At 64.6% G+C, this 23075-nt stretch carries 29 protein-coding genes and 1 pseudogene (1 of these 30 running past the window's edge); all 30 read left to right on the top strand.

Annotated features, from left to right (window positions below; translation table 11 throughout):
* The first annotated feature begins 11 nt into the window (after positions 1-11).
* Entirely contained in the window at positions 12-197 is a 186-nt protein-coding gene (locus A2X88_10995; GenBank protein ID OGP35648.1) for a 30S ribosomal protein S14 type Z, read from the top strand.
* Between the two features lie 9 nt (positions 198-206).
* On the top strand, positions 207-605 hold the full coding sequence (locus tag A2X88_10990; protein ID OGP35647.1) for a 30S ribosomal protein S8: 399 nt from the start codon (positions 207-209) through the stop codon (positions 603-605).
* Positions 606-637: 32 nt separating this feature from the next.
* Positions 638-1177, top strand: a complete 540-nt coding sequence (locus tag A2X88_10985; GenBank protein ID OGP35646.1) for a 50S ribosomal protein L6 — start codon at positions 638-640, stop codon at positions 1175-1177.
* 36 nt (positions 1178-1213) lie between these two features.
* Positions 1214-1582: a 50S ribosomal protein L18 gene (locus tag A2X88_10980; protein ID OGP35645.1), complete on the top strand. Its 369-nt coding sequence runs from the start codon at positions 1214-1216 to the stop codon at positions 1580-1582.
* A gap of 33 nt (positions 1583-1615) precedes the next feature.
* The gene (locus tag A2X88_10975) at positions 1616-2116 is read left to right on the top strand and encodes a 30S ribosomal protein S5 (protein ID OGP35644.1); all 501 of its coding nucleotides are present in this window, start codon (positions 1616-1618) and stop codon (positions 2114-2116) included.
* On the top strand, positions 2113-2316 hold the full coding sequence (locus A2X88_10970; protein ID OGP35643.1) for a 50S ribosomal protein L30: 204 nt from the start codon (positions 2113-2115) through the stop codon (positions 2314-2316). The genes A2X88_10975 and A2X88_10970 overlap by 4 nt, the downstream gene beginning before the upstream one ends.
* Positions 2313-2762 (top strand): 50S ribosomal protein L15, encoded by a 450-nt coding sequence (locus tag A2X88_10965; GenBank protein ID OGP35642.1) that lies wholly within the window; start codon positions 2313-2315, stop codon positions 2760-2762. Before A2X88_10970 ends, A2X88_10965 begins: the two co-directional genes overlap by 4 nt.
* On the top strand, positions 2756-4063 hold the full coding sequence (locus tag A2X88_10960) for a preprotein translocase subunit SecY (GenBank protein OGP35641.1): 1308 nt from the start codon (positions 2756-2758) through the stop codon (positions 4061-4063). The genes A2X88_10965 and A2X88_10960 overlap by 7 nt, the downstream gene beginning before the upstream one ends.
* A gap of 6 nt (positions 4064-4069) precedes the next feature.
* Complete coding sequence (locus A2X88_10955; protein OGP35640.1) at positions 4070-4714, top strand: adenylate kinase; 645 nt, start codon at positions 4070-4072, stop codon at positions 4712-4714.
* Positions 4715-4717: 3 nt separating this feature from the next.
* The gene (locus A2X88_10950) at positions 4718-5467 is read left to right on the top strand and encodes a type I methionyl aminopeptidase (GenBank protein OGP35639.1); all 750 of its coding nucleotides are present in this window, start codon (positions 4718-4720) and stop codon (positions 5465-5467) included.
* 30 nt (positions 5468-5497) lie between these two features.
* Positions 5498-5716: a translation initiation factor IF-1 gene (locus A2X88_10945; GenBank protein OGP35638.1), complete on the top strand. Its 219-nt coding sequence runs from the start codon at positions 5498-5500 to the stop codon at positions 5714-5716.
* Positions 5717-5728: 12 nt separating this feature from the next.
* Complete coding sequence (locus A2X88_10940; protein OGP35637.1) at positions 5729-5842, top strand: 50S ribosomal protein L36; 114 nt, start codon at positions 5729-5731, stop codon at positions 5840-5842.
* 38 nt (positions 5843-5880) lie between these two features.
* Positions 5881-6264 (top strand): 30S ribosomal protein S13, encoded by a 384-nt coding sequence (locus A2X88_10935; protein OGP35636.1) that lies wholly within the window; start codon positions 5881-5883, stop codon positions 6262-6264.
* Between the two features lie 45 nt (positions 6265-6309).
* Positions 6310-6699 carry a 30S ribosomal protein S11 gene (locus A2X88_10930; GenBank protein OGP35635.1) on the top strand — a complete coding sequence of 130 codons (390 nt, stop codon included), beginning with the start codon at positions 6310-6312 and terminating at the stop codon, positions 6697-6699.
* Between the two features lie 24 nt (positions 6700-6723).
* On the top strand, positions 6724-7350 hold the full coding sequence (locus A2X88_10925) for a 30S ribosomal protein S4 (protein OGP35634.1): 627 nt from the start codon (positions 6724-6726) through the stop codon (positions 7348-7350).
* A 28-nt stretch (positions 7351-7378) separates the two neighbouring features.
* Positions 7379-8386 (top strand): DNA-directed RNA polymerase subunit alpha, encoded by a 1008-nt coding sequence (locus A2X88_10920; GenBank protein OGP35633.1) that lies wholly within the window; start codon positions 7379-7381, stop codon positions 8384-8386.
* Between the two features lie 27 nt (positions 8387-8413).
* A complete protein-coding gene (locus A2X88_10915; protein OGP35632.1) occupies positions 8414-9007 on the top strand; it encodes a 50S ribosomal protein L17 in 594 nt (197 codons plus the stop codon).
* A 172-nt stretch (positions 9008-9179) separates the two neighbouring features.
* A complete protein-coding gene (locus tag A2X88_10910) occupies positions 9180-9629 on the top strand; it encodes a hypothetical protein (protein ID OGP35631.1) in 450 nt (149 codons plus the stop codon).
* A complete protein-coding gene (locus A2X88_10905; GenBank protein OGP35630.1) occupies positions 9626-11599 on the top strand; it encodes a ferrous iron transport protein B in 1974 nt (657 codons plus the stop codon). Before A2X88_10910 ends, A2X88_10905 begins: the two co-directional genes overlap by 4 nt.
* Before the next feature lie 198 nt (positions 11600-11797).
* On the top strand, positions 11798-12445 hold the full coding sequence (locus tag A2X88_10900; protein OGP35629.1) for a hypothetical protein: 648 nt from the start codon (positions 11798-11800) through the stop codon (positions 12443-12445).
* A 100-nt stretch (positions 12446-12545) separates the two neighbouring features.
* Positions 12546-13667: a hypothetical protein gene (locus A2X88_10895; protein ID OGP35628.1), complete on the top strand. Its 1122-nt coding sequence runs from the start codon at positions 12546-12548 to the stop codon at positions 13665-13667.
* Positions 13668-13685: 18 nt separating this feature from the next.
* The gene (locus A2X88_10890; GenBank protein OGP35627.1) at positions 13686-13883 is read left to right on the top strand and encodes a hypothetical protein; all 198 of its coding nucleotides are present in this window, start codon (positions 13686-13688) and stop codon (positions 13881-13883) included.
* Positions 13884-13892: 9 nt separating this feature from the next.
* A complete protein-coding gene (locus tag A2X88_10885; protein OGP35626.1) occupies positions 13893-15173 on the top strand; it encodes a hypothetical protein in 1281 nt (426 codons plus the stop codon).
* 49 nt (positions 15174-15222) lie between these two features.
* Positions 15223-15528 carry a hypothetical protein gene (locus tag A2X88_10880; GenBank protein OGP35625.1) on the top strand — a complete coding sequence of 102 codons (306 nt, stop codon included), beginning with the start codon at positions 15223-15225 and terminating at the stop codon, positions 15526-15528.
* A complete protein-coding gene (locus tag A2X88_10875; protein ID OGP35624.1) occupies positions 15485-17629 on the top strand; it encodes a hypothetical protein in 2145 nt (714 codons plus the stop codon). The genes A2X88_10880 and A2X88_10875 overlap by 44 nt, the downstream gene beginning before the upstream one ends.
* A gap of 113 nt (positions 17630-17742) precedes the next feature.
* Positions 17743-17949 carry a cold-shock protein gene (locus A2X88_10870; GenBank protein OGP35623.1) on the top strand — a complete coding sequence of 69 codons (207 nt, stop codon included), beginning with the start codon at positions 17743-17745 and terminating at the stop codon, positions 17947-17949.
* A gap of 205 nt (positions 17950-18154) precedes the next feature.
* Positions 18155-19792: an arginine--tRNA ligase gene (locus A2X88_10865; GenBank protein ID OGP35622.1), complete on the top strand. Its 1638-nt coding sequence runs from the start codon at positions 18155-18157 to the stop codon at positions 19790-19792.
* Positions 19789-20457 (top strand): hypothetical protein, encoded by a 669-nt coding sequence (locus A2X88_10860; GenBank protein OGP35621.1) that lies wholly within the window; start codon positions 19789-19791, stop codon positions 20455-20457. The genes A2X88_10865 and A2X88_10860 overlap by 4 nt, the downstream gene beginning before the upstream one ends.
* 7 nt (positions 20458-20464) lie before the next feature.
* Entirely contained in the window at positions 20465-21955 is a 1491-nt protein-coding gene (locus tag A2X88_10855) for an anthranilate synthase component I (GenBank protein ID OGP35620.1), read from the top strand.
* Positions 21952-23075: pseudogene (locus tag A2X88_10850) on the top strand (anthranilate phosphoribosyltransferase); it runs 487 nt beyond the window's last position. Before A2X88_10855 ends, A2X88_10850 begins: the two are co-directional and overlap by 4 nt.

Here is a 23075-nt window from a genome sequence, read left to right as displayed (position 1 = left end):
GAGGAGAGGATTTGGCCAAGAAATCGATCATCGCCAAGGCAAAACGGACCCCGAAGTTCCAGGTCCGCAGATACAACCGGTGCCCGAGGTGCGGCAGGCCGCGCGCCTACTACCGGAAGTTCAAACTCTGCCGGATCTGTCTCCGGGAGCTGGCACTCCGGGGGGAACTCCCCGGCGTGATCAAGGCGAGCTGGTAGGAGAGGGCCATGGCGATCAACGATCATATTTCCAACCTGCTTGCCCGGATCCGGAACGCCCAGATGGCCCGTTTCGAACAGGTGGAGCTTCCCTCCACGCGCGTCCTGGAGCATATCGCCCGGATCCTGAAGGATGAGGGGTTCGTGAAGAACTACCGCGTGATCCCGGAATCGCCCCAGGCCTCCCTCCGGATCTACCTGCGGACCGACCCGGAGGAGGGGTACGCGATCAAGGGGATGAAGCGGGTCAGCCGCCCGGGGAGACGCGTCTACGTGGCCAAGGACGCCATCCCGACGGTAAAGAGCGGATTCGGGGTTTCCATCCTCTCCACGTCGAAAGGGGTCATGACGGGGGAGAAGGCGAAGAAACTTGCGATCGGCGGGGAGCTGCTCTGCCAGGTCTGGTAGCGCCCCGAGAGTTGAATGCCGGAGGATACGCAATGTCGAGGATCGGAAAAGTTCCCGTCGCGCTCCCCGCGGGGGTGACGGTCGAGATCACCGAGGGGACGGTGCGGGTCGCCGGAAAGAAAGGGACGCTCTCCCGAACCATACCCGCGGGCGTGACGGTGGATGTCCGGGACGGCCAGGCCAACGTGGGGCTCGCCGATGGCGCCTCCGGGAGCCGGAGCCTGCACGGTCTTTACCGGACGCTGCTGGCGAACATGGTGAAGGGGGTCAGCGAAGGGTTCACGAAGACCCTCGAAATCGTGGGGGTGGGGTACAAGGCGGAGGTGAAGCCCGGCAAGCTTCAACTGGCCCTCGGGTACTCCCATCCCGTGGTGTTTCCTCTCCCGCAGGGGATCAGCGCGGAGGTGGAGGCGAACACGGTCATCAAGGTGAACGGGATCGACAAGGAGCTCGTCGGCATGACCGCCGCCAAGATCCGCCAGCTCCGGAAGCCGGACGTCTACAAGCAGAAGGGGATCCGGTACCGGGGCGAGCGGCTCAAGAAGAAGGTGGGCAAGGCGGCCGGGAAGTGACGACGGGAAAACGCGCGGACGGAGCATAGGCGAGCCATGACGCGGAGCAACCAGAGAGAGATCGCACGGCAGAAGCGGAAGATCCGGATCCGGAAGAAGATCTTCGGGACGGAGGCGCGTCCGCGCCTTTCCGTCTTCCGGAGCGCAAAGCATATCTACGCCCAGCTGGTCGTGGATTCCACCGGCTCCACCATCCTCGCCGCGTCGACGTTGAGCCCGGAGATCCGCGGCGAGATCGGGGATCTCAAGAAGAGCGACGCGGCCAAGAAGGTCGGGGAGTGGATCGGGAAAAAAGCCGCGGAGAGGAACATCCGGAGGGTCGTGTTCGACCGGAACGGGTTCCTGTATCACGGCCGGGTCAAGGCCCTCGCGGAGGGGGCCCGCGAGTCCGGGCTCGAATTCTAACGCATCCATCGTGAGCGTATCGGGGAGGAAGGGTTGAAGAAGATCAATCCGGAAGGTCTGGATCTCAAGGACCGGGTGGTTCACATCAGCCGGGTGGCCAAGGTCGTCAAGGGCGGGCGCCGCTTCTCCTTCAGCGCGGTGGTGGTCGTCGGAGACGGGAACGGCCACGTCGGGACGGGACTCGGGAAGGCGAACGAGGTCCCGGAAGCGATCCGGAAGGCGGTCCAGAACGCCAAGCGGTCGCTGATCCGGGTTCCCCTGAGGAACGGAACGATTCCGTTCGAGGTGATCGGGGTCTTCGGCGCGAGCCGGGTCGTCATCCGGCCGGCCTCACCGGGAACCGGTGTCATCGCGGGGAGCGGTGTCCGCGCCGTCATTGAAGCCGCCGGGATCTCGGACATCCTCACGAAATCGCTGGGGAGCAACAATCCCCACAACCTGGTCAAGGCCACGATCGAGGGGCTTTCGCAGCTTCGGACTCCCGAACAGGTCAGCGGGCTGCGAGGGCAGCGGGAAGAAGAGGTGACGGCATGAGCGGGCTCCTCCGCATCACGCTCACCCGAAGTCTGAGCGGACGCCGGGAACACGACCGCCGGGTGGTGAAGGGGCTGGGGCTCACCCGGGTCAACCGCTCCGTCGTCCGGAAGGACACCCCGGAAATCCGCGGAATGGTCCGGAAGGTGAAGTACCTGCTGGAAGTGCAGGAGATCGGGGAAACAGGAGAGTTGCGATGAAGCTGAGCGATCTGCGGCCGGCGAAGGGAGCCCGGACCGCCCGCAAGCGGGTCGGACGGGGAAAGGGATCGGGGCTGGGGAAGACCAGCGGCCGGGGATCGAAAGGGCTTCGCGCCCGCTCCGGCGGCGGGACCCCTCCCGGGTACGAGGGAGGGCAGATGCCGCTGCAGCGGCGCCTGCCCAAACGGGGATTCCGGAACATCTTCCGGAAGGAATTCGCGATCGTCCAGGTGAAGGACCTGAACCGGTTCGAGGCGGGGACCACCGTGGACGTCCCCGCTCTGCGGGCCGCGGGGCTCGTGAAGAACGTCCGGGACGGCGTCAAGCTGCTGGCATCCGGTGAAGTGGACCGCCCCCTGAACGTGAAGGTGGACCGGGCGAGCCAGGCGGCGGCCCGGAAAGTCGAGGCGGCGGGAGGAACGCTGGAGGTGACTCCCTCTTGCTAGGCGGCCTGCAGAACATCGCACGGGTACCGGAGCTGAAGAAGCGGCTCTTCGTCACCGCCGCCCTGCTCACCGTCTACCGGGTCGGGGTCTATATCCCGACTCCGGGAATCGACACCCAGGCGTTCTCCGCCCTCTTCGCGGCGCAGTCGGGAACCCTGTTCGGGCTGATCGACATGTTCTCGGGCGGGGCGGTGAGCCAGTTCTCGATCTTCACGCTCGGGATCATGCCCTACATCAGCGCTTCCATCATTCTGCAGCTGCTGACCGTGGTGATCCCGCAACTGGAAAAACTCTCGAAAGAAGGGGAGCTTGGGCGTCGAAAGATCACCCAGTACACGAGGTATGGAACGATCGTGCTTTCGCTCATCCAGGGAATGGGGATCGCGGTCGGGATCGAGAGCGTCGCCGGCGGGGGCGGGGGATCGGTCGTCTATTCGCCGGGGTGGAGCTTCCGGTTGATGACGGTCCTGACGCTGACCTCCGGGACCGCGTTCCTCATGTGGCTGGGCGAGCAGATCACCGAGCGGGGGATCGGGAACGGGATCTCGCTCATCATCTTCGCGGGCATCGTCGCCCGGTTCCCCAGCGGACTGGTGCGGACCTTCACGCTGATCCGCACGGGGGAGATGGGTCTGTTCACCGGGCTGCTGATCCTGGCCGTCATGGTGATGGTGGTCGGGGTCATCATCTACTTCGAGCGGGCGCACCGGCGGATCCCGGTGCAGTACGCGAGGCGGATCGTGGGACGGAGAGTCTACGGGGGGCAGAGCACCCACCTTCCCCTGAAGGTGAACACGGCGGGAGTCATCCCCCCGATCTTCGCCTCCTCCATCCTGCTCTTCCCGGCGACGGTGGCGAGCTTCATCAAGCATCCGTACACCAAGATCCTCTCGGACGCCCTGACCCCGGGAAGCGTGGCCTACGAGCTGGTGTACGTGGCCTTCATCATCTTCTTCTGCTACTTCTACACGGCGGTCACCTTCAACCCGGTGGACGTGGCGGACAACATGAGGAAATACGGCGGATTCGTTCCCGGGATCCGTCCGGGAAAGAAGACCGCGGAATACATCGACCGGATCCTGACGAGGATCACCCTGGGAGGCGCTCTCTACGTCTCGGCCGTCTGCGTGCTCCCGAGCATCCTGATTTCGCGGTTCAACGTCCCGTTCTATTTCGGCGGGACCGGACTGCTCATCGTCGTCGGGGTCGCCATGGACACGATCCAGCAGATCGAGTCGCACCTGATCACCCGGCATTACGAGGGGTTCCTCAAGAAGGGACAGATGAAGGGGAGGAGGTAGCGGCGGATGAAGGGAATCGTCATGCTCGGCGCGCCCGGGTCGGGGAAGGGAACCCAGGCCAAGATGCTGTCCTCCCGCTTCGACATCCCGCAGATTTCGACAGGCGACATGCTTCGGGAGGCGGTGAAGACCGGGACCGAGATGGGACGCAGGGCGAAGACCTACATGGACCAGGGTGGGCTCGTGCCGGACGAGGTGGTCATCGGGATCGTCCGGGACCGGCTGAAGGCATCCGATTGCAGGGAGGGGTTCATTCTCGACGGGTTCCCCCGGACGATTCCGCAGGCCGAGGCGCTGGACAAGGCGCTCCAGGAGATGGGGAAAAAGATCACCACCGTGCTTTCGCTCGAGGTGGACGAGGCCGCCCTGATGGAACGCCTGTGCGGGCGGCGGACCTGCCCGGGATGCGGGGCGATGTTCCACGTCCGCTTCAACCCACCCAGGGCCGAAGGGAAGTGCGACGCCTGCGGGGGAGCCCTCATCCAGAGGGAAGACGACAAGGAAGAGACGATCCGGACCCGTCTCGTGAACTACAGGAAGTCGACCGAGCCGCTGATCGGCTACTACCAGGGGACCGGCAAGATCCGCTCGGTGCAGGCGTCCGGCGAGATCGATGGGATCTTCAACGCCATCGTGAAGCAGCTGCAGTAGCCGATGATCATCATCAAATCGCCCCAGGAGGTCGGGGCGATGCGTCGCGCGGGATCCATGGTCGGGCGGTTCTTTGAAGAGGTGAGGGAGAAGGTGAGGCCGGGGATCACGACGTATCACCTGGAGGAGTTCGCGGAGGAGTTCGTGTCGCGACACGGGGTCCGGGCGGCCTTCAAGGGATATCTCGGGTACCCCGCGAGCCTCTGCACCTCCGTGAACGAGGAAGTCGTGCACGGCATCCCCTCCCGGAGCCGGGAGCTTCGCGAGGGAGACATCGTGAGCCTCGATTTCGGGGTGCTGTGCGACGGGTTCTACGGAGACGCCGCCAGGACCTTTCCCGTGGGGAGGATCTCCGATTCCTCCCGGCGGCTGATCGAGACGACGGAACGTGCTCTCGACCGGGCGATCGAGGCGTCGGTCCCGGGGAACCGGCTGGGAGACATTTCGGCCGCCGTGCAGGAGACCGCGGAGGCAGCCGGATTTTCGGTGGTGCGCGACTTCGTGGGGCATGGGATCGGCCGGATGCTGCACGAGGATCCGCAGGTCCCCAATTTCGGCAGTCGCGGGAGCGGGCCGAAGCTGCTGCCGGGGATGGTGCTGGCGATCGAACCGATGGTGAACGAGGGGAATCACCCGGTGGAGGTTCTCCCGGACGGGTGGACGGTCGTGACGCGGGACCGCAAACGGTCCGCCCACGCGGAGCATATGGTGGCCGTCACGGAAGAAGGCACCCTCGTGCTGAGTCTTCCCTGAGGCGGAGCCGGGTACGCGACGGGAAGGGGCATGGCGAAGGAAGAACCGATCGAGATCGAGGGAACCGTGATCGAGCCGTTGCCGAACGCGATGTTCCGGGTGGAGCTGGACAACAAGATGAGGGTTCTGGCCCACATCTCCGGGAAAATGCGGATGCATTTCATCAAGATCCTTCCGGGAGACCGGGTCACGGTGCAGCTGACGCCCTACGACCTGACGCGCGGCCGGATCGTGTACAGAACGAAGTAGAGGGGATTTGCGATGAAGGTCAGACCGTCGGTCCGGAAGATTTGCGTGAAATGCAAGGTGATCCGCCGGAAGGGAGTCGTCCGGGTCATCTGCGAGAACCCCAAACACAAGCAGCGCCAGGGATAGCCGGAAGGGTATCCCGGGCAAAACAGGGAGGAACACGCTTGGCACGAATAGCCGGAGTCGACATTCCGAAGACGAAAAAGATCTGGATGGCGCTGACCTACATCTACGGGATCGGCCCCACCAGCTCGACGAGGATCCTCCAGGAGGCCGGCGTATCCCCGGATACGAAGACGAACACCCTCACCGAGGACCAGATCGCAAAAATCCGGGACGTCATCGACGCGCACCATGTCGTGGAGGGGGATCTCCGGAAGGAGGTCTCCATGAACATCAAGCGTCTGATGGACCTGGGGAGCTACCGCGGCCTACGGCACCGGAAGGGGCTGCCGGCCCGAGGCCAGCGAACCCACACGAACGCGCGGACCCGGAAGGGACCCCGCAAGGGGGCGGTCGCCCGAAAGAAGGAACCGACGAAGAAGTAATCCCGTACGGAAGTTTCGCCCATCGCGGCGAAAGATGGAGGTCCGATGGCAACACCCAGGAAGAAAGGGAAGAAAAAGGTCCGGAAGAACGTGCCCGTGGGGGTGGCCCACATCAAGGCGACGTTCAACAACACGGTGATCACGATCACCGACCTCGACGGGAACGCCCTCGCCTGGTGCAGCTCGGGGTCCAAGGGGTTCAAGGGGTCCCGGAAGAGCACTCCTTTCGCGGCGACGGTCGCCGCCGAGGAGGTGGCGAAGAAGGCGATGGAATTCGGGGTCAGTTCGCTGACCGTCTACATCAAGGGCCCGGGGTCCGGGCGGGAGGCCGCGCTGAGAACGCTTCAGGCGGCCGGGCTCAAGATCAACTACATCCGGGATGTGACGCCCATTCCCCACAACGGGTGCCGTCCGCCGAAGCGGCGACGGGTCTGATCCGGAAAGACAGGAGGAGAATCGTTGGCCAGGTATCGTGAGGCGGTGTGCCGCCTATGCAGGCGAGAAGGGATCGAGCTGTTCCTGAAGGGGGACCGGTGCTTCACCGACAAGTGCGCCATCAAGCGGAGAGGGTACCCACCGGGACAGCACGGGCAGCGGCGTCCCAAGCACAGCGACTACGGGGTCCAGCTTCGGGAGAAGCAGAAGGCGAAACGGATCTACGGCCTGCTCGAGCGGCAGTTCCACAACTACTTCGAGAAGGCGGAACAATTGAAGGGGAAGACGGGCGACAACCTCCTGATCCTTCTGGAACGCCGGCTGGACAACGTCACGTACAAGCTCGGCTTCGCGGTGACCCGCAGGCAGAGCCGGCAGCTCGTGGGGCACGGTCACTTCACGATCGGGGGAAAGCGGGTGAACATTCCCTCGTTCCTCGTCCGGCCGGGCGACGTCATCGAGCTGCAGGAAAAGAGCCGGAAGAATCCCTCGATCAACGAGGCGCTGGATGCGGTCGTCCGGAAGGGGATCCCGGCCTGGCTCGAGCTGGACCGGGAGAACTTCCGGGGAAACATCAAGATCCTCCCGAAGCGGGCGGACATCACGGAACAGATCCAGGAACAGCTGATCGTGGAACTTTACTCGAAGTAGATCGTCCGGACGGGAGAGGGGGGCACGCATGTTTCAACGGAACTGGAAACAGCTGATCAAGCCCCGCCGTATCGAGGTCCAGACCGATACGGCGACGGGTTTTTACGGGAAGTTCGTCGCGGAACCGCTCGAGCGGGGGTTCGGGACCACCCTCGGGAACACCCTGCGCAGGGTCCTGCTTTCCTCACTGCAGGGGGGGGCGATCACCAGCGTAAGGATCGAGAACGTCCAGCATGAATACTCGACGATCCCGGGCGTCGTCGAGGACATTACCGACATCGTGTTGAACCTGAAGGAGATCCGGCTCCGGGTGCACTCCGCCGAGTCCCGCACGATGACGCTCGTGGCCAAGGGGCCCTGCCGCGTGAAGGCATCGGACCTCAAGACGGACGCGATGGTGGATATCCTGAACCGGGAGCACCACATCGCGGAGCTCTCCGAAAACGCCACCTTGAAGATGGAAATGACGGTGCGGACGGGGAAGGGGTATGTTCCCGCGGAGAGGAATCTCGAGGAAAACGCGCCGATCGGGACCGTCCCGATCGATGCGATCTTCTCCCCGGTGAGGAAGGTGAACTTCACCGTGACCAACGCCAGGGTCGGACAGCAGACCGACTACGACCGGCTGACCCTGGAAATCTGGACGGACGGTTCCGTGCTTCCGGCCGACGCGGTCGCGTACGCGGCGAAGATCCTGAAGGACCAACTGACGGTGTTCATCAATTTCGACGAGGAGTCCGAAATGCCGGACGAGCCCTCCCTGTTGGAGGAGGGGTCGACGAACGAGAACCTCTTCAAGCCGGTGGAGGAACTGGAGCTGTCGGTCCGGGCCTACAACTGCCTGAAGAACGCGAACATCAAGATGATCGGGGAGCTCGTGCAGCGTTCCGAGCAGGAGATGCTCAAGACGAAGAACTTCGGAAAGAAAAGCCTCAACGAGATCAAGGACGTCCTCCAGGAAATGGGCCTCTCCCTGGGGATGCAGATCGAGGGCTTCTCGCTGGAGAAGTTCAACCCTCCACGGCAGGAAGACTGACCCCACCACGGCAGGCGAGGGACGGACATGCGTCATGGAATGGACCATCGGAAACTCGGGAGAAAACCGGCTCACCGCAAAGCGCTGCTGCGGAATCTCATGAACGCGCTCGTCCGCTCGGAGCGGATCGAGACGACCGTCGAGAAAGCCAAGGAACTGCGGCGGCTGGCCGACCGGCTGATTACCCTCGGGAAGCGCGAAACCACCCATGCCCGGAGGAGGGTCTTCTCCCTGCTCAGCGACAAGGCGAACACGGAGAAGCTCTTCGCGGGGCTCGCCGGAAGGTTCCGGGAACGGCAGGGCGGGTATACCCGGATCGTGCGCACCGGATACCGGATCGGGGACGGCGCGGAGATGGCGATCATCGAGTATCTGCCGCTGGAGGAGAAGAAGGCCGCCGGAAAAAAGGGTGCGGAAAAGAAGACCGCACGGAAGAAGGCGGCCCCCGCGAAAAAGGCGGCGGCGGAAGGAAAGGCTGCGAAAACCGAAAAGAAACCGGCGGCGAAGAAGAAGACTTCCTCGGCGCCGCGCGCGGCGGCCAAGCCGAAGAAAACCGAATCCGAGAAATCCCCCGGCAAGACGAAGACCCGGAAGAAAAAAACCGCCGGCGAGGCGGAGTAGCCGGGAAGAACGGGCACGATTCGACGAACAATCCTCCGGGACCATGGAAACGGCGGCCATTGCGGCCGCCGTTTATTTTTAGGAAACGACCAGCAATATTGTTTGACTTACGATCCGTTGCGCAATAACATGAAAATGAATTTCAAGATCAGCATGGAGAATTCATCCGGCCTTGGAAGCGCTTCTTCGCAGAATCGACGAGCAGATCTCGGAATCCGGGGGAAAGCGGAGCAAGAGCAGGGGCCACATCATCGAGGCCTTTTTCCGCTCCGGTACGCACGTGACGGTCGACGATCTCACCCGGGATGTCCGGCGGAAACACCGGGCGGTGGGGGCGGCGACCGTCTACCGGACCCTGAAGCTGCTCGTGCGATTCGGATACGCAAAGGAGCTGGACTTCGGAGAAGGTGCGCGTCGATACGAGAGCAACCTGTCCGCCCACCATGACCATTTCGTCTGCCAGGGGTGCGGCGAGGTTTCCGAGTTCAAGGAGCCGGAGATCGAGTCTCTCCAGGAGCACGTTGCCCGAAAGCACGGCTTCACCCCGACGATGCACCGTCTCGACATCTACGGATACTGCAGGGACTGCGTTCCGGAAACCGTCCGCGAGGGGGAACGATGAGTTCCGCCGAAATCCAGCCCCGCGGGCCGGAGAACCGGGTGATCCTGGTCGGGAACCCGAACGTGGGGAAAAGCGTCGTCTTCGGCTACCTCACGGGACGGTACGTGACCGTATCCAATTATCCCGGGACGACGGTGGAGGTTTCCCGGGGGGAAGCCCGGGAGCGCGGGAAATCGGTGGAGGTGGTGGACACCCCCGGCGTCTATTCGCTCCTTCCCATGTCCGAGGACGAGCGGGTGACCCGCGACATCCTGATGAGGGAGCCTGGTGCGAAGGTGCTCCAGGTCTGCGACGCGAAGAACATGCGCCGGTCGCTGATGATCACGGTCCAGCTCGCCGAGATGGGGGTCCCCCTGGTCCTCGCGGTGAACATGGCCGACGAGGCGAGGAGTCGGGGGGTGATGCCGAAGCTGGAGGGACTGGAGGATCGGATCGGCGTCCCGGCGGTGCCGACCGTCGCGGTCCGGAAGAAGGGGATGGACCGGCTGATGACCCTGCTGGAGGGATCCTTCTCCTCTCCGCTCCGGATCTCCTACGGAGAGAAGATCGAGGCGGCGCTCACCCAGATGGAGTGGCTCCTTCCGGAGGCGACGCCGATCGGGAAGCGTGCGATCGCGATGATGCTGCTGTGCGGCGACGATTCCCTCTCCCCCTGGCTCGCGGAGCATGTCCCCCCGGACAGGATCCGCACGATGAACGCGGTGCGAAACCGGCTGGTGGAGGAAAACAGGGGCGAAATCTCGTACCGGGTCAATCAGATACGCCTGGCCTGGATCGACGCGCTGCTGGCGGGACTGGGGGAGGAGAAGGGGAACGCCAGGAGAACCGACTGGGGGGAACGGTTCGGCCGGTGGGCGATGGACCCGCTGTACGGGATCCCGATCCTGGCGGGAGTTCTCTTTCTCGCCTACGGGTTCGTCGGGGTCTTCGGGGCGGGCTTCCTCGTGGATTTCCTGGAGGAGACCCTGTTCGGGAAATGGCTCGTCCCCGCCGTCGAACGCGCGGCCGGCCGGGTGATCCCCTGGGAGATCCTGCGCGATTTTCTCGTCGGGCCGTACGGGATGATCTCCATGGCTCTTTCCTACGCCATCGCGATCGTGCTGCCGATCGTGGGAACCTTTTTCCTGGGGTTCGGGATCCTGGAGGACTCGGGCTACCTCCCGCGCCTGGCGGTGATGGTGGACCGGATCTTCAAGAAGATCGGCTGCAACGGAAAGGCGGTTCTGCCGATGATCCTCGGCCTGGGATGCGACACGATGGCAACCCTGACGACCCGGATCCTCGAGACCCGGAAGGAACGGATCATCGTCACGCTGCTGCTCGCGCTCGGGATTCCCTGCTCCGCGCAGCTCGGCGTCATCCTCGGGATGCTTTCCGACGTCGGCCCCGCGGCGACGGTGGCCTGGGGAGCGATCCTGGTCGGCGTCATCCTCCTGGTGGGATTTCTCGCCTCGAAGGTGATCCCCGGGGAATCGTCCGACTTCATCCTGGAGATCCCTCCCATCCGCATGCCGCAGTTCTCCAACCTCGGGATCAAGACGATGGCCCGGATCGAATGGTACCTTCGGGAAGCGGTTCCCCTTTTCCTGCTCGGCACCTTCATCCTGTTCGTCGGCGACCGGATGGGCTGGCTTGTCCGGCTCCAGGCGATGGCGGAACCGGTCGTGGTGGGGATGCTCGATCTTCCTCCGAAGACCGCCGAGGCGTTCCTGATCGGATTCCTGCGCCGGGATTACGGGGCCGCGGGGCTCTTCGACATGGCGCGCGCCGGCATGCTGACGAATCTGCAGGTGGTGGTGAGCCTCGTCACGATCACCCTGTTCATCCCCTGCCTGGCGAACTTTCTCGTCATCATCAAGGAGCATGGAGGAAAAGTCGCGGCCGGGATGGGCCTGTTCATCTTCCCGTTCGCGATCCTCGTAGGCGCGGCCGTCAACCTCGCCGCCCGCAGGCTGGGAATCTCGTTCTGAGGAGTCCAGGGCCTTGAAAATCCGCTGTCCGCTTTGCCAATATAGGATAGACACGGACGACCGGGGATGCCGGACCGGCTGCCCGTTGGGGAAGAGCTGCTCGCTGGTCTGCTGCCCGCGCTGCCGCTATTCCTTCCCCGTTCCGGAGTCGAAGGTGGTCAACTTCGTGAAATCCCTCTTGTCGAAAGGATCCGGGAGATGACGGAATACTCGCAGGAAGAGATCCTCGAACTGGTCTGGACGCTGCGCGAGGAAGGGAGGGTCACCCGGACACAGCTTCTCCGGGATACCTCCGAAGAGGAGCCGGAACGCCTGATCGGGGAACTCGGCGAGATGGGGCTTCTGGAGACCTCCGGGGAGGAGATCCGCCTGACGCGGGAAGGGGAGGCCCGGGCGAGCGCAATCATCCGGCGCCACCGTCTGGCGGAAGTCCTGCTGCACAACCTCTTCGACCTGGACAACCAGCAGATCGAGAGCAGCGCCTGCCAGTTCGAGCATATCCTGACGAAGGCGGTCACGGAGAGCGTATGCACCTTCCTGGGGCATCCCCCGGTCTGCCCGCACGGGCGGGCGATTCCTCGCGGGGAATGCTGCGACAGGATCCGCACAGAGATCCGTCCGCTCGTGATGCGCCTGTCCGACGCGGGCTTGAGCGACCTGCTCCGGATCGTCTTCATCACCCCGAAGTCGAAGAAACGCCTGGAAAAGCTTTCCTCCCTGGGAATCGTCCCGGGAAGCCGGATCCGCCTTCTGCAGCGGAAGCCCTCCTTCGTCCTCCAGATCGGAGAGACGACCATCGCGGTGGACCGGGATATCACGGATGAGATTTTCGTCAAACGGATCTAAGTCCCTTTCGGTTCTTCTCTCCGCGGTTCTTGCCTGGAACGGAGGTGGGGCCGCGTTTGCCCGGGCGGAGCAGGCGGAAGAACCCTGCCTCCTGCTGAAGGTGGTATCCCCGAGGATTCCCGAGACCACGGCGCGGGAGAAGATGGACCCGCTTCCGGAGCTCCTCGCGGAGACGCTCCGGGTCCGATGGATCCCGGCCGGACTCCCGCGGCATGCTCCGGGGGAGGATGCAGACACGTTGCCGGAACCGGACGCTGCCGCGCTGGACGAACTCTCCGGGATCCTCGCCGATGCGTCGAGGCTCATGGACGCGATGGAGACCGGAGAAGCCGCCCTGCGCCTGGCGGAGGCGGAATCCTTCTCCAGAAGGTACCGGTTCGGGGAGGCGGTACGCCCCTTTCTCGCCGAGACCTTCTTCCGGCAGGGAATCCTGTTCCTGTGGGATGGAAATTCCGCGGAGTGCGTGGAGCGATTCGCACGCTCCCGGGCCCTCCGGCCCGGGTTTTCCCCCGATCCGGCGCTCTATTCCCCGACGGTTCAGGAAGCCTGGACTCGCGCAGCGGAACGGCCCGTCCGGCCGGCGGAACTCCTCGTGCAATCGATTCCCCCGGGAGCGGAGATCTATCTCGAAGGGAACCTTGCGGGAACGACCCCGGGACGTATCCAACCGGACGGTATCGGCCCGGTGAGGATCCTTGTCGCGAAGGAGGGATACCTGCCGGAGGAACGGGTCGGGCAGTGGCTTCCCGGGGACTCCGGACTGATGGAGATCACGTTGGCGGCCGATCCCGCCTCCGGCCTTCCGGATCTTCTCGCATCGGACCCCGGGGGGGAAGGGGCGGGGAGACGGCTTCGGGAAATCTCGACCAGGGCAGGCGCCAACCGGATTGCGGTGCTGTTGTTCGACGTCCAGGAGGGGAAGGAGACGCTGCGCGTGCTCTCCATGGGCCGAGGCGACCGGACCGCCGCGGTACTGGGGGAAATGGCATGGCCGGAAGGGGAGGACGGGATCGAACAGGTCGCGCGGAAGGCGGCGGAGATGCTTGCCTCCGCGGGATGGCCGGCGAAAACGGCCGTAACGCGGGAAAAGCGGCCGTGGTACCATACATGGTGGCTGTGGGTCGTGCTGGTGGGTGTCGCCGCGGGGGTCGCCGCAGCGGGCAGCGGGGGAGGAGGGGGCGATTCCGGGAGTTCCTCGGGAACGGTCGGGGTGATATTTTAGAGAGGATATCCTACGCAATTGCGGTTCCTCCTGACGGTTTTCCTCGTGCTGGCTGCCCCTGCAACCTTCGCCGCAACCGGGGAGCCGATCCTCCGGGGCCTGAAGCACACGAAGGGGATCCGGTCCCGGGAGCAGCCGCCCAACATCCTCAAGGAAGCCTGCATCACCTACCACGAGGACCGGTACCCGTTGAACGATACCCGCAACGCGGAGTGAGATTCGACCATGCCCCCCCTGCCGGACGGATCTTCCATCGGGGTCATCGGTGCCGGCCCCGCGGGCACCTTCTTCGCGCTGCACACGATCTCCCTCCTGAAGGAGAGGGGGCGAACCGCGGAAATCACCCTCGTCGACCGGAAGACCTTCGACGCCTCCGGGCCCTCCGGGTGCAACATGTGCGCAGGCGCGATCGGATCGGTCATGGTGGAAAAGATCAGGAAGCTCGGTCTCGCGGTCGACGGGCAGGTGATCCGCCGCATCGCGGACGGGTACGAGATCCACGGCATGGACGTCTCGGTAAACGTGGTGAACCCGCAGCGAGGCGCGATCTACACCGTGTTCCGGGGGGGCGGACCGGTCGTCTCGACCGGAGCCCGGAAAAGCTTCGACCAGTTCCTCCTCGACGCCGCGGTCGGGCGCGGCGCGAAGTTCCTCCACGAACGGGTGGAACGGATCGAGAAGGTTCCCGGCGGCTACCGGCTGGTCTTTCCGGACGGAAACAGCCGGAGGTTCGATTTCCTGGTAGGGGCGTTCGGGGTGAACACCACCATCGTGGGGAAATTGCGCATCGGGTATGTCCCCCCCCGGACCTGGCACACGGTCCAGGCGGAGCTTCCGGCCGACGGCGATTTCATCGTCGGGCGGCTCCGGAACCGGATCCATATCGTGCCCGCGATGGGGAAGCGAATCCGGTTTCTTGCGATCACTCCAAAGGACGATTTCCTGACCCTCACCGGAATCGGCAACCATGTCCGCATCGCCGACCTGGAGCGGGAGAGGAAGGAGAACCCGGTCCTGACGCGGCTGCTGCCCGAAAACGCCAGGGTGATGTGCCACTGCCACCCGCAGGTTCCCGTCGGGGTCGCAAAACGGCCCTTCGCGGATCGGATCGCGATCCTGGGGGACGCCTTCATCTCCCGCCATCTCAAGAACGGGATCGAATCCTCCTGCGACACGGCCAGGATCCTCGCGGAGGCGGTCGTGGACCACGGCGTATCCGAGAGGGTGCTCCGGGAGCATTTCTATCGCCCCTGCATCCGGCGCTTCCGCTATGATAACCTGTGGGGAAAGGTGCTCTTCGGAATCTACGAGAGCGTACTGAAAAAACGGCGCTTCTCGGAGGCCTATCTCAAGTGGGTGGAAGGAGACGAAGCGGGGAGCGAAGGGATCCAGGCGAGAATTCTCTGGTCGGTGTTCGCGGGGGACGCACCCTACCGGGACATCGCCCGCGAGGCGTTCACCCCACGCGCCGTGTGGGATCTCGTGAAAAACCTGATGTTCCGGTGACCTGATGGAACCGCGCGAACGAAAGGCATGGATCCGGAGGAGGTTGCCGGTGCTTCTTGCGGCAGGCATCCTCGGGATCGGCATTCTCTACACCCTCTTCGGGGAAGTCGGGGTTCTGAACAGCTACAAGATCTACAGGACGCAGAAACAGCTCGAGGAGGAGAACGCCCGGCTCCGGGAGGAGATCGCGGATCTCCGGAAGAAGGTGGAGGACCTTCGTTCCAACCCCTCGGTCATCGAGGATATCGCCCGAAAGGACCTCGGGCTGATCCGAAAAAAAGAGAACGTTATCGTTCTGGAACGGAACAAGGATGCGGATCCCCATCCCCCCAAGGGCAGAACGGGCGCTCCGTAGCTATTCCATCCCGGTTTTCGCTGTCCTTCACCTGGGAGGCTTTCACCTGATCCGGATCGGCGTCCTGCCGCATTCCCTTGCGGAGAAGTGGGTTGCCTCCGCCGTCCTTGGGGCGGCAATCCTGCTGGCGCGGGAACTGATTCCTTCCCGACGCCTGAGCCATCTTCCGGATTTCAGGTTTGCGATGTCCTGGGCAGCCTCGGCGCTCCTCCAGCTCCACTCCCTGGTTCCCGGGATGGCCGAATCCCGGATCGTTCCGGCCGTCCTGTTCCCGGTCCTCCCCTGCCTTCTGGCTCCCGGGACCGCGGGGGTGTACGCGGTGGTTTCCCTCGCATGGTTTTCCTGGATTCCGGGAAGCCCCCCCGGCCTCAACGGATTGACCGTGTCGATGACCGCCATGGCGGCGCTCGGGCTTTCGGCCGGTTTCTGGATCCGCAACAGGGTACGGGGTAGGCCGGACCGGAAGGAACCGGGAGGGGGCGCGAGGGTGGACGAGGCGGAATCCCTCATGATTCCCTGGCAGAATCCGGGGCGGGAGCAGGATTTTGCCTTCGAAACACCGCAGGGGCGGGAGCGGATCCTGCAGATGCATGAAATCAGGACCGCGGAGGGTGTCCGCAGGGTTCTGGAAGGGATCCTTCCCGCTTCCGGGGCGGACCGGGTGTTGTTCGTGACACGCTCGGAGGACCCGGGGCGCCCGTTCCTGGTCCGTCATGAGGTCCGGAAGAGCGGGGGAGACTCCGGGGCCGCTTCGTTCATACCCGACTCCTACGTCCCGTTGCGGGAGGCGATGGTCTTCCGGCGGACCTTCTTCACGGAAGGAGAGGAGGCGGAAAGGTGGGGGATCTCCTGCGGCGGGAGGATGGAGCGACCTTCGGGGGTCGCCGCCGCGCCCGTACTGCACGAGGGGATCGAGGAGGGGGCGATCCTCGCCTTCCGTTTCGGCGGAGCGGGATGGGGCGAGCCGGTGGTCCCGCTCCTGGAGACGGGCGCCTTCCTGATCGCGCGGGAGGTGGCGGAAGGCCGGAGCCGGTATCGAAGCGACCGGACGCTCGCCGCCTGGGCCGGATATCACCGGTTCTTCAATCGCGTGGCAGAACTGGCGGAACGGAAAGGGGTCGTGGAACCGGCCGGCGCCTCGCCCCGGAGGGAAATCTACAGGGTGACCGCCGAAGCGGTCCGGGAGTCGCTCCGGGCCGACCGGGTCCTGCTGGTGGAAGGGGACAAGAAGGGGACCAGAGGAAGGATCGTCTGGGAGGAGAAGCGGGGAGAGACTCCCCCGCCCCCGGACAGGGAACACGGGGAAGAGGGCTGGGTCCGCCTCGGGGGAACCTATGCCGCTTGGGTTCTCGAAAAAGGGGTCCACAGGATCTTCGCCGGAGGGAGCGGGGGAGGCGGGAGGCACCCGGTTCTTCCGGCCCAATGGTCCGGTGTTGAAAAGGACCATCTTCTCGTTCCCGTTTCCGGACCGGACGGTTTCCGCGGACTCCTGGTGTGCGCATCGCCGGCGGGGCGGAATTTCCATGGGATGGACGCCGAGGCGGCGCGCGAACTGCTCCGGATCATGCGGATGGGGATCTCCCACTCCCGCTTCATCGAAACGCTGGAGGAGCAGGCGACGACCGACGGGCTGACGGGACTGATGAACCGGAAGACCTTCGGCACGCGGCTTTCCTCCGTGCTTTCCCGGCTGGACGGGCGTTACCCCTGCACCGTCATCATGCTGGACATCGATCATTTCAAGCGGGTCAACGACACCTACGGCCACCCGGCGGGAGACGAAGTGCTGAGAAACGTCGCATCGATCATCCGGAAAACGATCCGGAAGATCGACATGGCGGGGCGGTTCGGAGGGGAGGAGTTCATCCTCTACCTTCATCACGCGGACCGGGAGCGCGCGGAAAACGTGGCGGAGCGGCTCCGGATGATCATCGGGAAGGCGCGCTACACGTTCGACGGGAAGGAGACCGGCGTCACGGCATCCCTGGGAGCCGCCTGCTACCCGGCCGACGGCAGGACGCTCCAGGAGCTCGTGGGGAAGGCCGACGAAGCCCTGTACCGCTCCAAGCAGGGGGGAAGAAACCGGCTCACCTTCTCCTGAAGGCGCCCGGTCCCGGGGGTCGGCCAATATCGGTATATCGACTGTCATCGATTGACTTCGCCCGCCGTTCCGTGATATTGCGGAATCACGAAGAATCACCGGGAGGTCGGGCGATGAAACGTGTCGGCAAAGTGAAATGGTTCAACGAGACGAAGGGGTTCGGTTTCATCGAGCAGGAGGGGGAGAAGGACGTGTTCGTCCATTACACGGCGATCCGCATGGACGGCTACAGGACCCTCAAGGAAGGACAGCCGGTGGAATTCGTCGCACTGGAGACCCCGAAAGGTCTCCAGGCGTCCGAGGTGATCTGCGTTACCTGATCGGAAACCGGCAGGGAAATCCTCGGGCAAAAAAGAGGTGCCCCGCCCACGCGGCGGGGCATTGTTCTTTCCGGTAGCAATTCCCACCGTCGCATCTGGTTCGTTAGCCGTTGACTTCCCCGGACACTGACGATAACGTATTATCTTTAAATCATTTTTCGCTTTTTTCGAGGAGCCGGTGGACGTCCGCAACATCACAGAGTCCATGGTCTTTTCCGGAATAAAACGGAAATTGGACCAATGGGGGATCGGGGGGAAGATTAAATTTTCCCTGGAAATTCCGAAACAGCCGGAGCACGGTGACTTCTCCACGAACGCCGCGCTCCAGGCCGCAGGTCTCCTGCAGAGAAAGCCCGGGGAGATCGCCCTGGAGTTTCTCGAGGCGATACGATCGGCGGATGACCGGGGATGGTTCCGGTCGGTTTCCGTCGCGGGCCCCGGTTTCATCAACCTCGTCCTCTCGGACGGCGCCTGGAGGGAGGTTCTCGCGGCCGTTCTCCGGGAAGGGGAGAGGTTCGGAAGCGGCGAAGGAGGGAACGGGAAGAAGGTGATGCTGGAGTTCGTCTCCGCGAATCCGACGGGTCCCTTGCATGTGGGACATGGAAGGGGAGCGGCGATCGGCGACGCGCTGGCCCGGATCCTCGCCTTCCGCGGGTCCGAGGTGGTCACGGAATACTATGTGAACGACGTCGGGAACCAGATGGAGAAGCTGGGGGTCTCCTTTTACATACGGTATCTCCAGCGGTGCGGGAAAACGGTCGACCTTCCCGAGGACGGGTACCGCGGGGAGTATCTCGCTACGCTTGCCGCGCAGTTTCACGCGGAAGTCGGAGAACGCTATCTTCCGGTCCCCGAGGAGGAGGCGCTTCCGGTGTTCCGGCGGGAGGCATGCGACAGGATCCTCCGGGGGATCCGGGAGGATCTGGAGTCGTTCCATGTCCGGTTCGACCGGTGGTTCCGGGAGGAGGATCTCCACCGGAGCGGGGCGGTCGCCGATGCGCTGCAGGAGCTGGAACGCCGCGGGCAGACCTACCGCTCGGAGGGAGCGACCTACTTCCGGAGCGGCTCCCACGGAGACGAGAAGGACCGCGTCCTGGTCCGGACGGACGGGCGCGCCACCTATTTCGCCGCGGACCTCGCCTACCATCGGGAGAAGCTTACCAGGGGGCACGACCGCCTGATCGATATCTGGGGAGCGGATCATCACGGATACGCGCCGAGGCTCCACGCCGCCCTGCGGGGTCTGGGCGAGGACGCCGAACGGCTCGAGATCCTCCTGGTCCAGTTCGTCACCCTGATCCGGGACGGGAAGGCGGTCCAGATGTCGACCCGGTCCGGGGAATTTACCACCCTGCGGGAGGTCCTGGAGGAGGTCGGAGCCGACGCCGCCCGATTCTTCTACCTCCTTCGGAGCTTCGACTCGCATCTTGATTTCGACCTCACGCTGGCGAAGTCCCGGGAAAACGAAAACCCCGTCTACTACATCCAGTACATGCACACGCGGATCTGCAGCCTCTTCCGGGAGGCGGAGGCACAGGGACTCCTGCCGGAGGAGAACCCATCGCTGGGATGCCTGACCCATCCGGACGAGATCGGCCTGATGAGGCGTGTGGCGAGGTTCCCCGCTGTTCTGTCGGACGCGGCCCTGCTCCGGGAGCCCCACCGGATTCCCTTTTATCTCCTGGAGCTGGCACGGGAGTTCTCTTCCTTCTACAACAAGCACCGGTTCCTCGGAGAAAGCTCCGAACGTACCCGGGGCCGGCTCGCCCTGGCCAGGGCGATGCAGCATGTCGTGCGGACCGGTCTCTCCCTGATCGGGGTTTCCGCGCCGGAGAGAATGTGAAGTCGCTGTATAACAAAAAGGGGATCCGCCGCGGCGGCGAGGAGAGAAGCCAGTTCGCCTTCTTCCTGACGGGCGCCCTGGTGCTTTTCGCGATCGTCTTCGTCATCGGAATGCAGGTGGGGAGGGTCATCGAGAAGAACGCCGCGAAAAAGGAGATGGAGGCGGGGAAGGGAGGGGGGGCGATCGTGGTGGGGAAGGAACCCTCCACGGAGATCAGCCGGGAGATCGGCTCCTTCTCGGAGGAGGCGGCGAAGCTTCCCTCTCCGCCGGCTCCCACCCCCGGGGAGCGGCTCCGGGAGACGGAGCGGAGCGTCACCTTCCGGGAGACGCTGGAGAGGAAACATCCGAAACAGGCGGAGCTCGCCCCGCCCCCGGCGAAAAAGGAAACGTCGCGGGAGAAGCCGGAAACCGCGGCGCCCGCCTCTTCCGGCGCCCGCTTTTTCGTGCAGGCGGCCGCCTTCCGGGACCGGGCGGGGGCGGAAACGATGAGGAAACGGCTCGAACAGGGAGGGCACAAGGCGTCGATCGCCGCGCCTGTGGCCGGAAAAGGGGAACCGTTCCACCGGGTTCTGGTCGGCCCGTTTCCGGACAGGGATGCCGCGACCCGGGCGATGCGGAAGATCGCCGCGGAAACCCGGGGAAAGCCGTTCCTGGTGAAGGACTGAGGAGCCGATGGGGGACGGATCTTTCAGGGAGATCTTCCGGACCGCGGCGGCACCCGGAACCGTCATTCCCGTATGGGAGGAATTCCACGCGGACCTTGAGACTCCGGTCTCCGCCTATCTGAAGGTCGCCGCGCGCTTCCCGGACGATCATTTTCTCCTCGAGAGCGTGGAAGGGGGAGAGAAGTGGGCCCGCTACTCCTTCATCGGCTTCGATCCGGATATCCGCTTTTCCGCCGACGAGGATACCGTATCGGTCCGGCGGGGGGATCGGGTGGAGATCCTCCCCTCCCCGGGCGACCCGATGGAACTGCTGGCCGGCATCCTGGGAGAGAGGAGGTACCTTCCTGCGGAGGGGCTCCCGAGGCTCTCCGGCGGAGCCGTGGGATTCATCGGCTACGATTACGTGCGGCGCCTGGAGAGGCTCCCGGATCTCCATCCTCCCGGAAGGGCGCCGGACGCGATGTTCCTCTTCCCCTCGCGCCTGGTGGTGTTCGACAACGTGAAGCACCGGATCCTGATCGTGACGCACGGGGAGCTCCGGGAAGGGGAAACGCCGGACGACGCCTACGGCCGGTGCCTGCGGTCGATCGCCGAAGTCCGGGATCTGCTCCGGGAACCGCTTCCCTGGCAGGAGATTCCCGAAGGGGGGGGGGAGGAGAATCCCCGCTTCGAGATCCCCCGGGACCGGTTCACCTCGGCCGTCCGCAGGGCGAAGGAGTATATCCGGGAAGGGGAAATCATCCAGGCGGTGCTGTCGAACCGTGCGGAAGTCGCGACCCGCCGCTCCCCGTCCGAGGTCTACCGGATGCTCCGGGCGCTGAACCCGTCGCCCTACATGTTTCTGATGAAGACGGGGGGAATCGCCGTCGTGGGATCCTCTCCGGAGGTCCTGGTCCGGCTGGAGGGAGACCTGGTGCAGCTCCGGCCGATCGCGGGGACGCGCCCGAGGGGGGAGACCCCGGAGGAGGACCGGAGGATGGAGGCCGACCTGCTTTCGGACCCCAAGGAGATCGCGGAGCATGTGATGCTCGTCGACCTCGGGCGGAACGACGTCGGCCGGGTCGCCGAGTGGGGCAGCGTCAAGGTGGACGAGCTGATGGTGGTGGAGCGCTACTCGCATGTGATGCACATCGTGTCGAACGTGACCGGCAAGCTGCGCCGGGGGTTGAACGCCTTCGACGTGCTCCGGGCCGCCTTCCCCGCCGGGACCGTCACGGGGGCGCCGAAGGTCCGGGCCATGGAGATCATCGAGGAGCTGGAACCGTTCCGCAGGGGGATCTACGCCGGGGCGGTGGGATACTTCGACGTGCGGGGGAGCATGGACTTCTGCATCACCATCCGGACAATCGTGATGCGGGAGGGGAAGGCGATGATCCAGGCGGGTGCGGGAATCGTCGCGGACTCGGATCCCGACCGGGAGTGGGAGGAGATCCGGAGCAAGGCGCGCGTCCTGTTTCGCGCCGTCGGCGCGGGGGAAGACCGGGAGATGCCGGCATGATCGCAGTGATCGACAACTACGACTCCTTCACGTACAACCTCGTCCAGTACATCTGCGAGCTGGGGGCCGATGTCCGGGTGTTCCGCAACGACGCGGTGACGGTAGATGAGCTCGTTTCGCTAGGGCCAACCGGCCTCGTGATCTCCCCGGGTCCGGGAGGTCCTGCCGCCGCCGGGATCTCCCTCGAGGCGATCCGGGCCTTTCAAGACCGTACGCCGATCCTCGGGGTCTGCCTCGGGCACCAGTGCATCGGGCAGGCGTTCGGTGGAACGGTGGTCCACGCCAAGGCGCTGATGCACGGGAAAACCTCGAGGATACGGCACGACGGCCAGGGGATCTTCTCGATGATCGAGAACCCGATGACCGCCACGCGCTACCATTCCCTGGCGCTGGAGCGGGACACGCTGCCGGAAGAGCTGGAGGTCTGCGCGGAGTCGGAGGACGGCGAGGTCATGGGGATCCGGCACCGGACGCGCCCCGTGTTCGGCGTCCAGTTCCACCCGGAATCGATCCTGACCCGGTACGGGATGAGGATCCTCGAGAATTTCCTTTCCCGGATCGACCCCCGCCAGCCGGTTCGCGCCTGCTTCAGCACCATGCAGGAGGCGATCTCGGCGGTGGCGGCCGGGAAGGACCTGACCCGGGACGGGATGCGGGACGCAATGCGGATGATCATGGAGGGGGAGGCGACTCCCGCCCAGATTTCCTCCTTCCTCTCCTGCCTTGCGATGAAAGGGGAGACGATTCCGGAGATCGCCGCCGCGGTCGAGGTGATGCGGCAGAAGGCGACCCGGATCCGGACCGTCCCCGGAGAGATCCTGCTCGACACCTGCGGCACCGGAGGAGACCGGTCCGGGACCTTCAACATCTCGACCACGGTGGCCTTCGTGGCGGCGGGGGCCGGCATCCGTGTTGCCAAGCACGGCAACCGGTCGGTCACCAGCCGATCCGGAAGCGCGGACGTCCTCGAATCGCTCGGGATGGACCTTTCCGCTCCGGTGGAGGCGGTGCAGCGGGCCCTCGACGAGGCGGGGATCACCTTCCTGTTCGCGCCGAAGTTTCACGCCGCGATGAAGTTTGCCATCGGTCCGAGACGGGAAATCGGCATCCGGACGATCTT

The sequence above is a fragment of the Deltaproteobacteria bacterium GWC2_65_14 genome (assembly GCA_001797615.1).
GTDB lineage: Bacteria > Desulfobacterota > Deferrimicrobia > Deferrimicrobiales > Deferrimicrobiaceae > GWC2-65-14.
The sequence above is the reverse complement of the archived record's forward strand: the minus strand, read 5'-3'. Positions and strand labels throughout refer to the sequence as shown.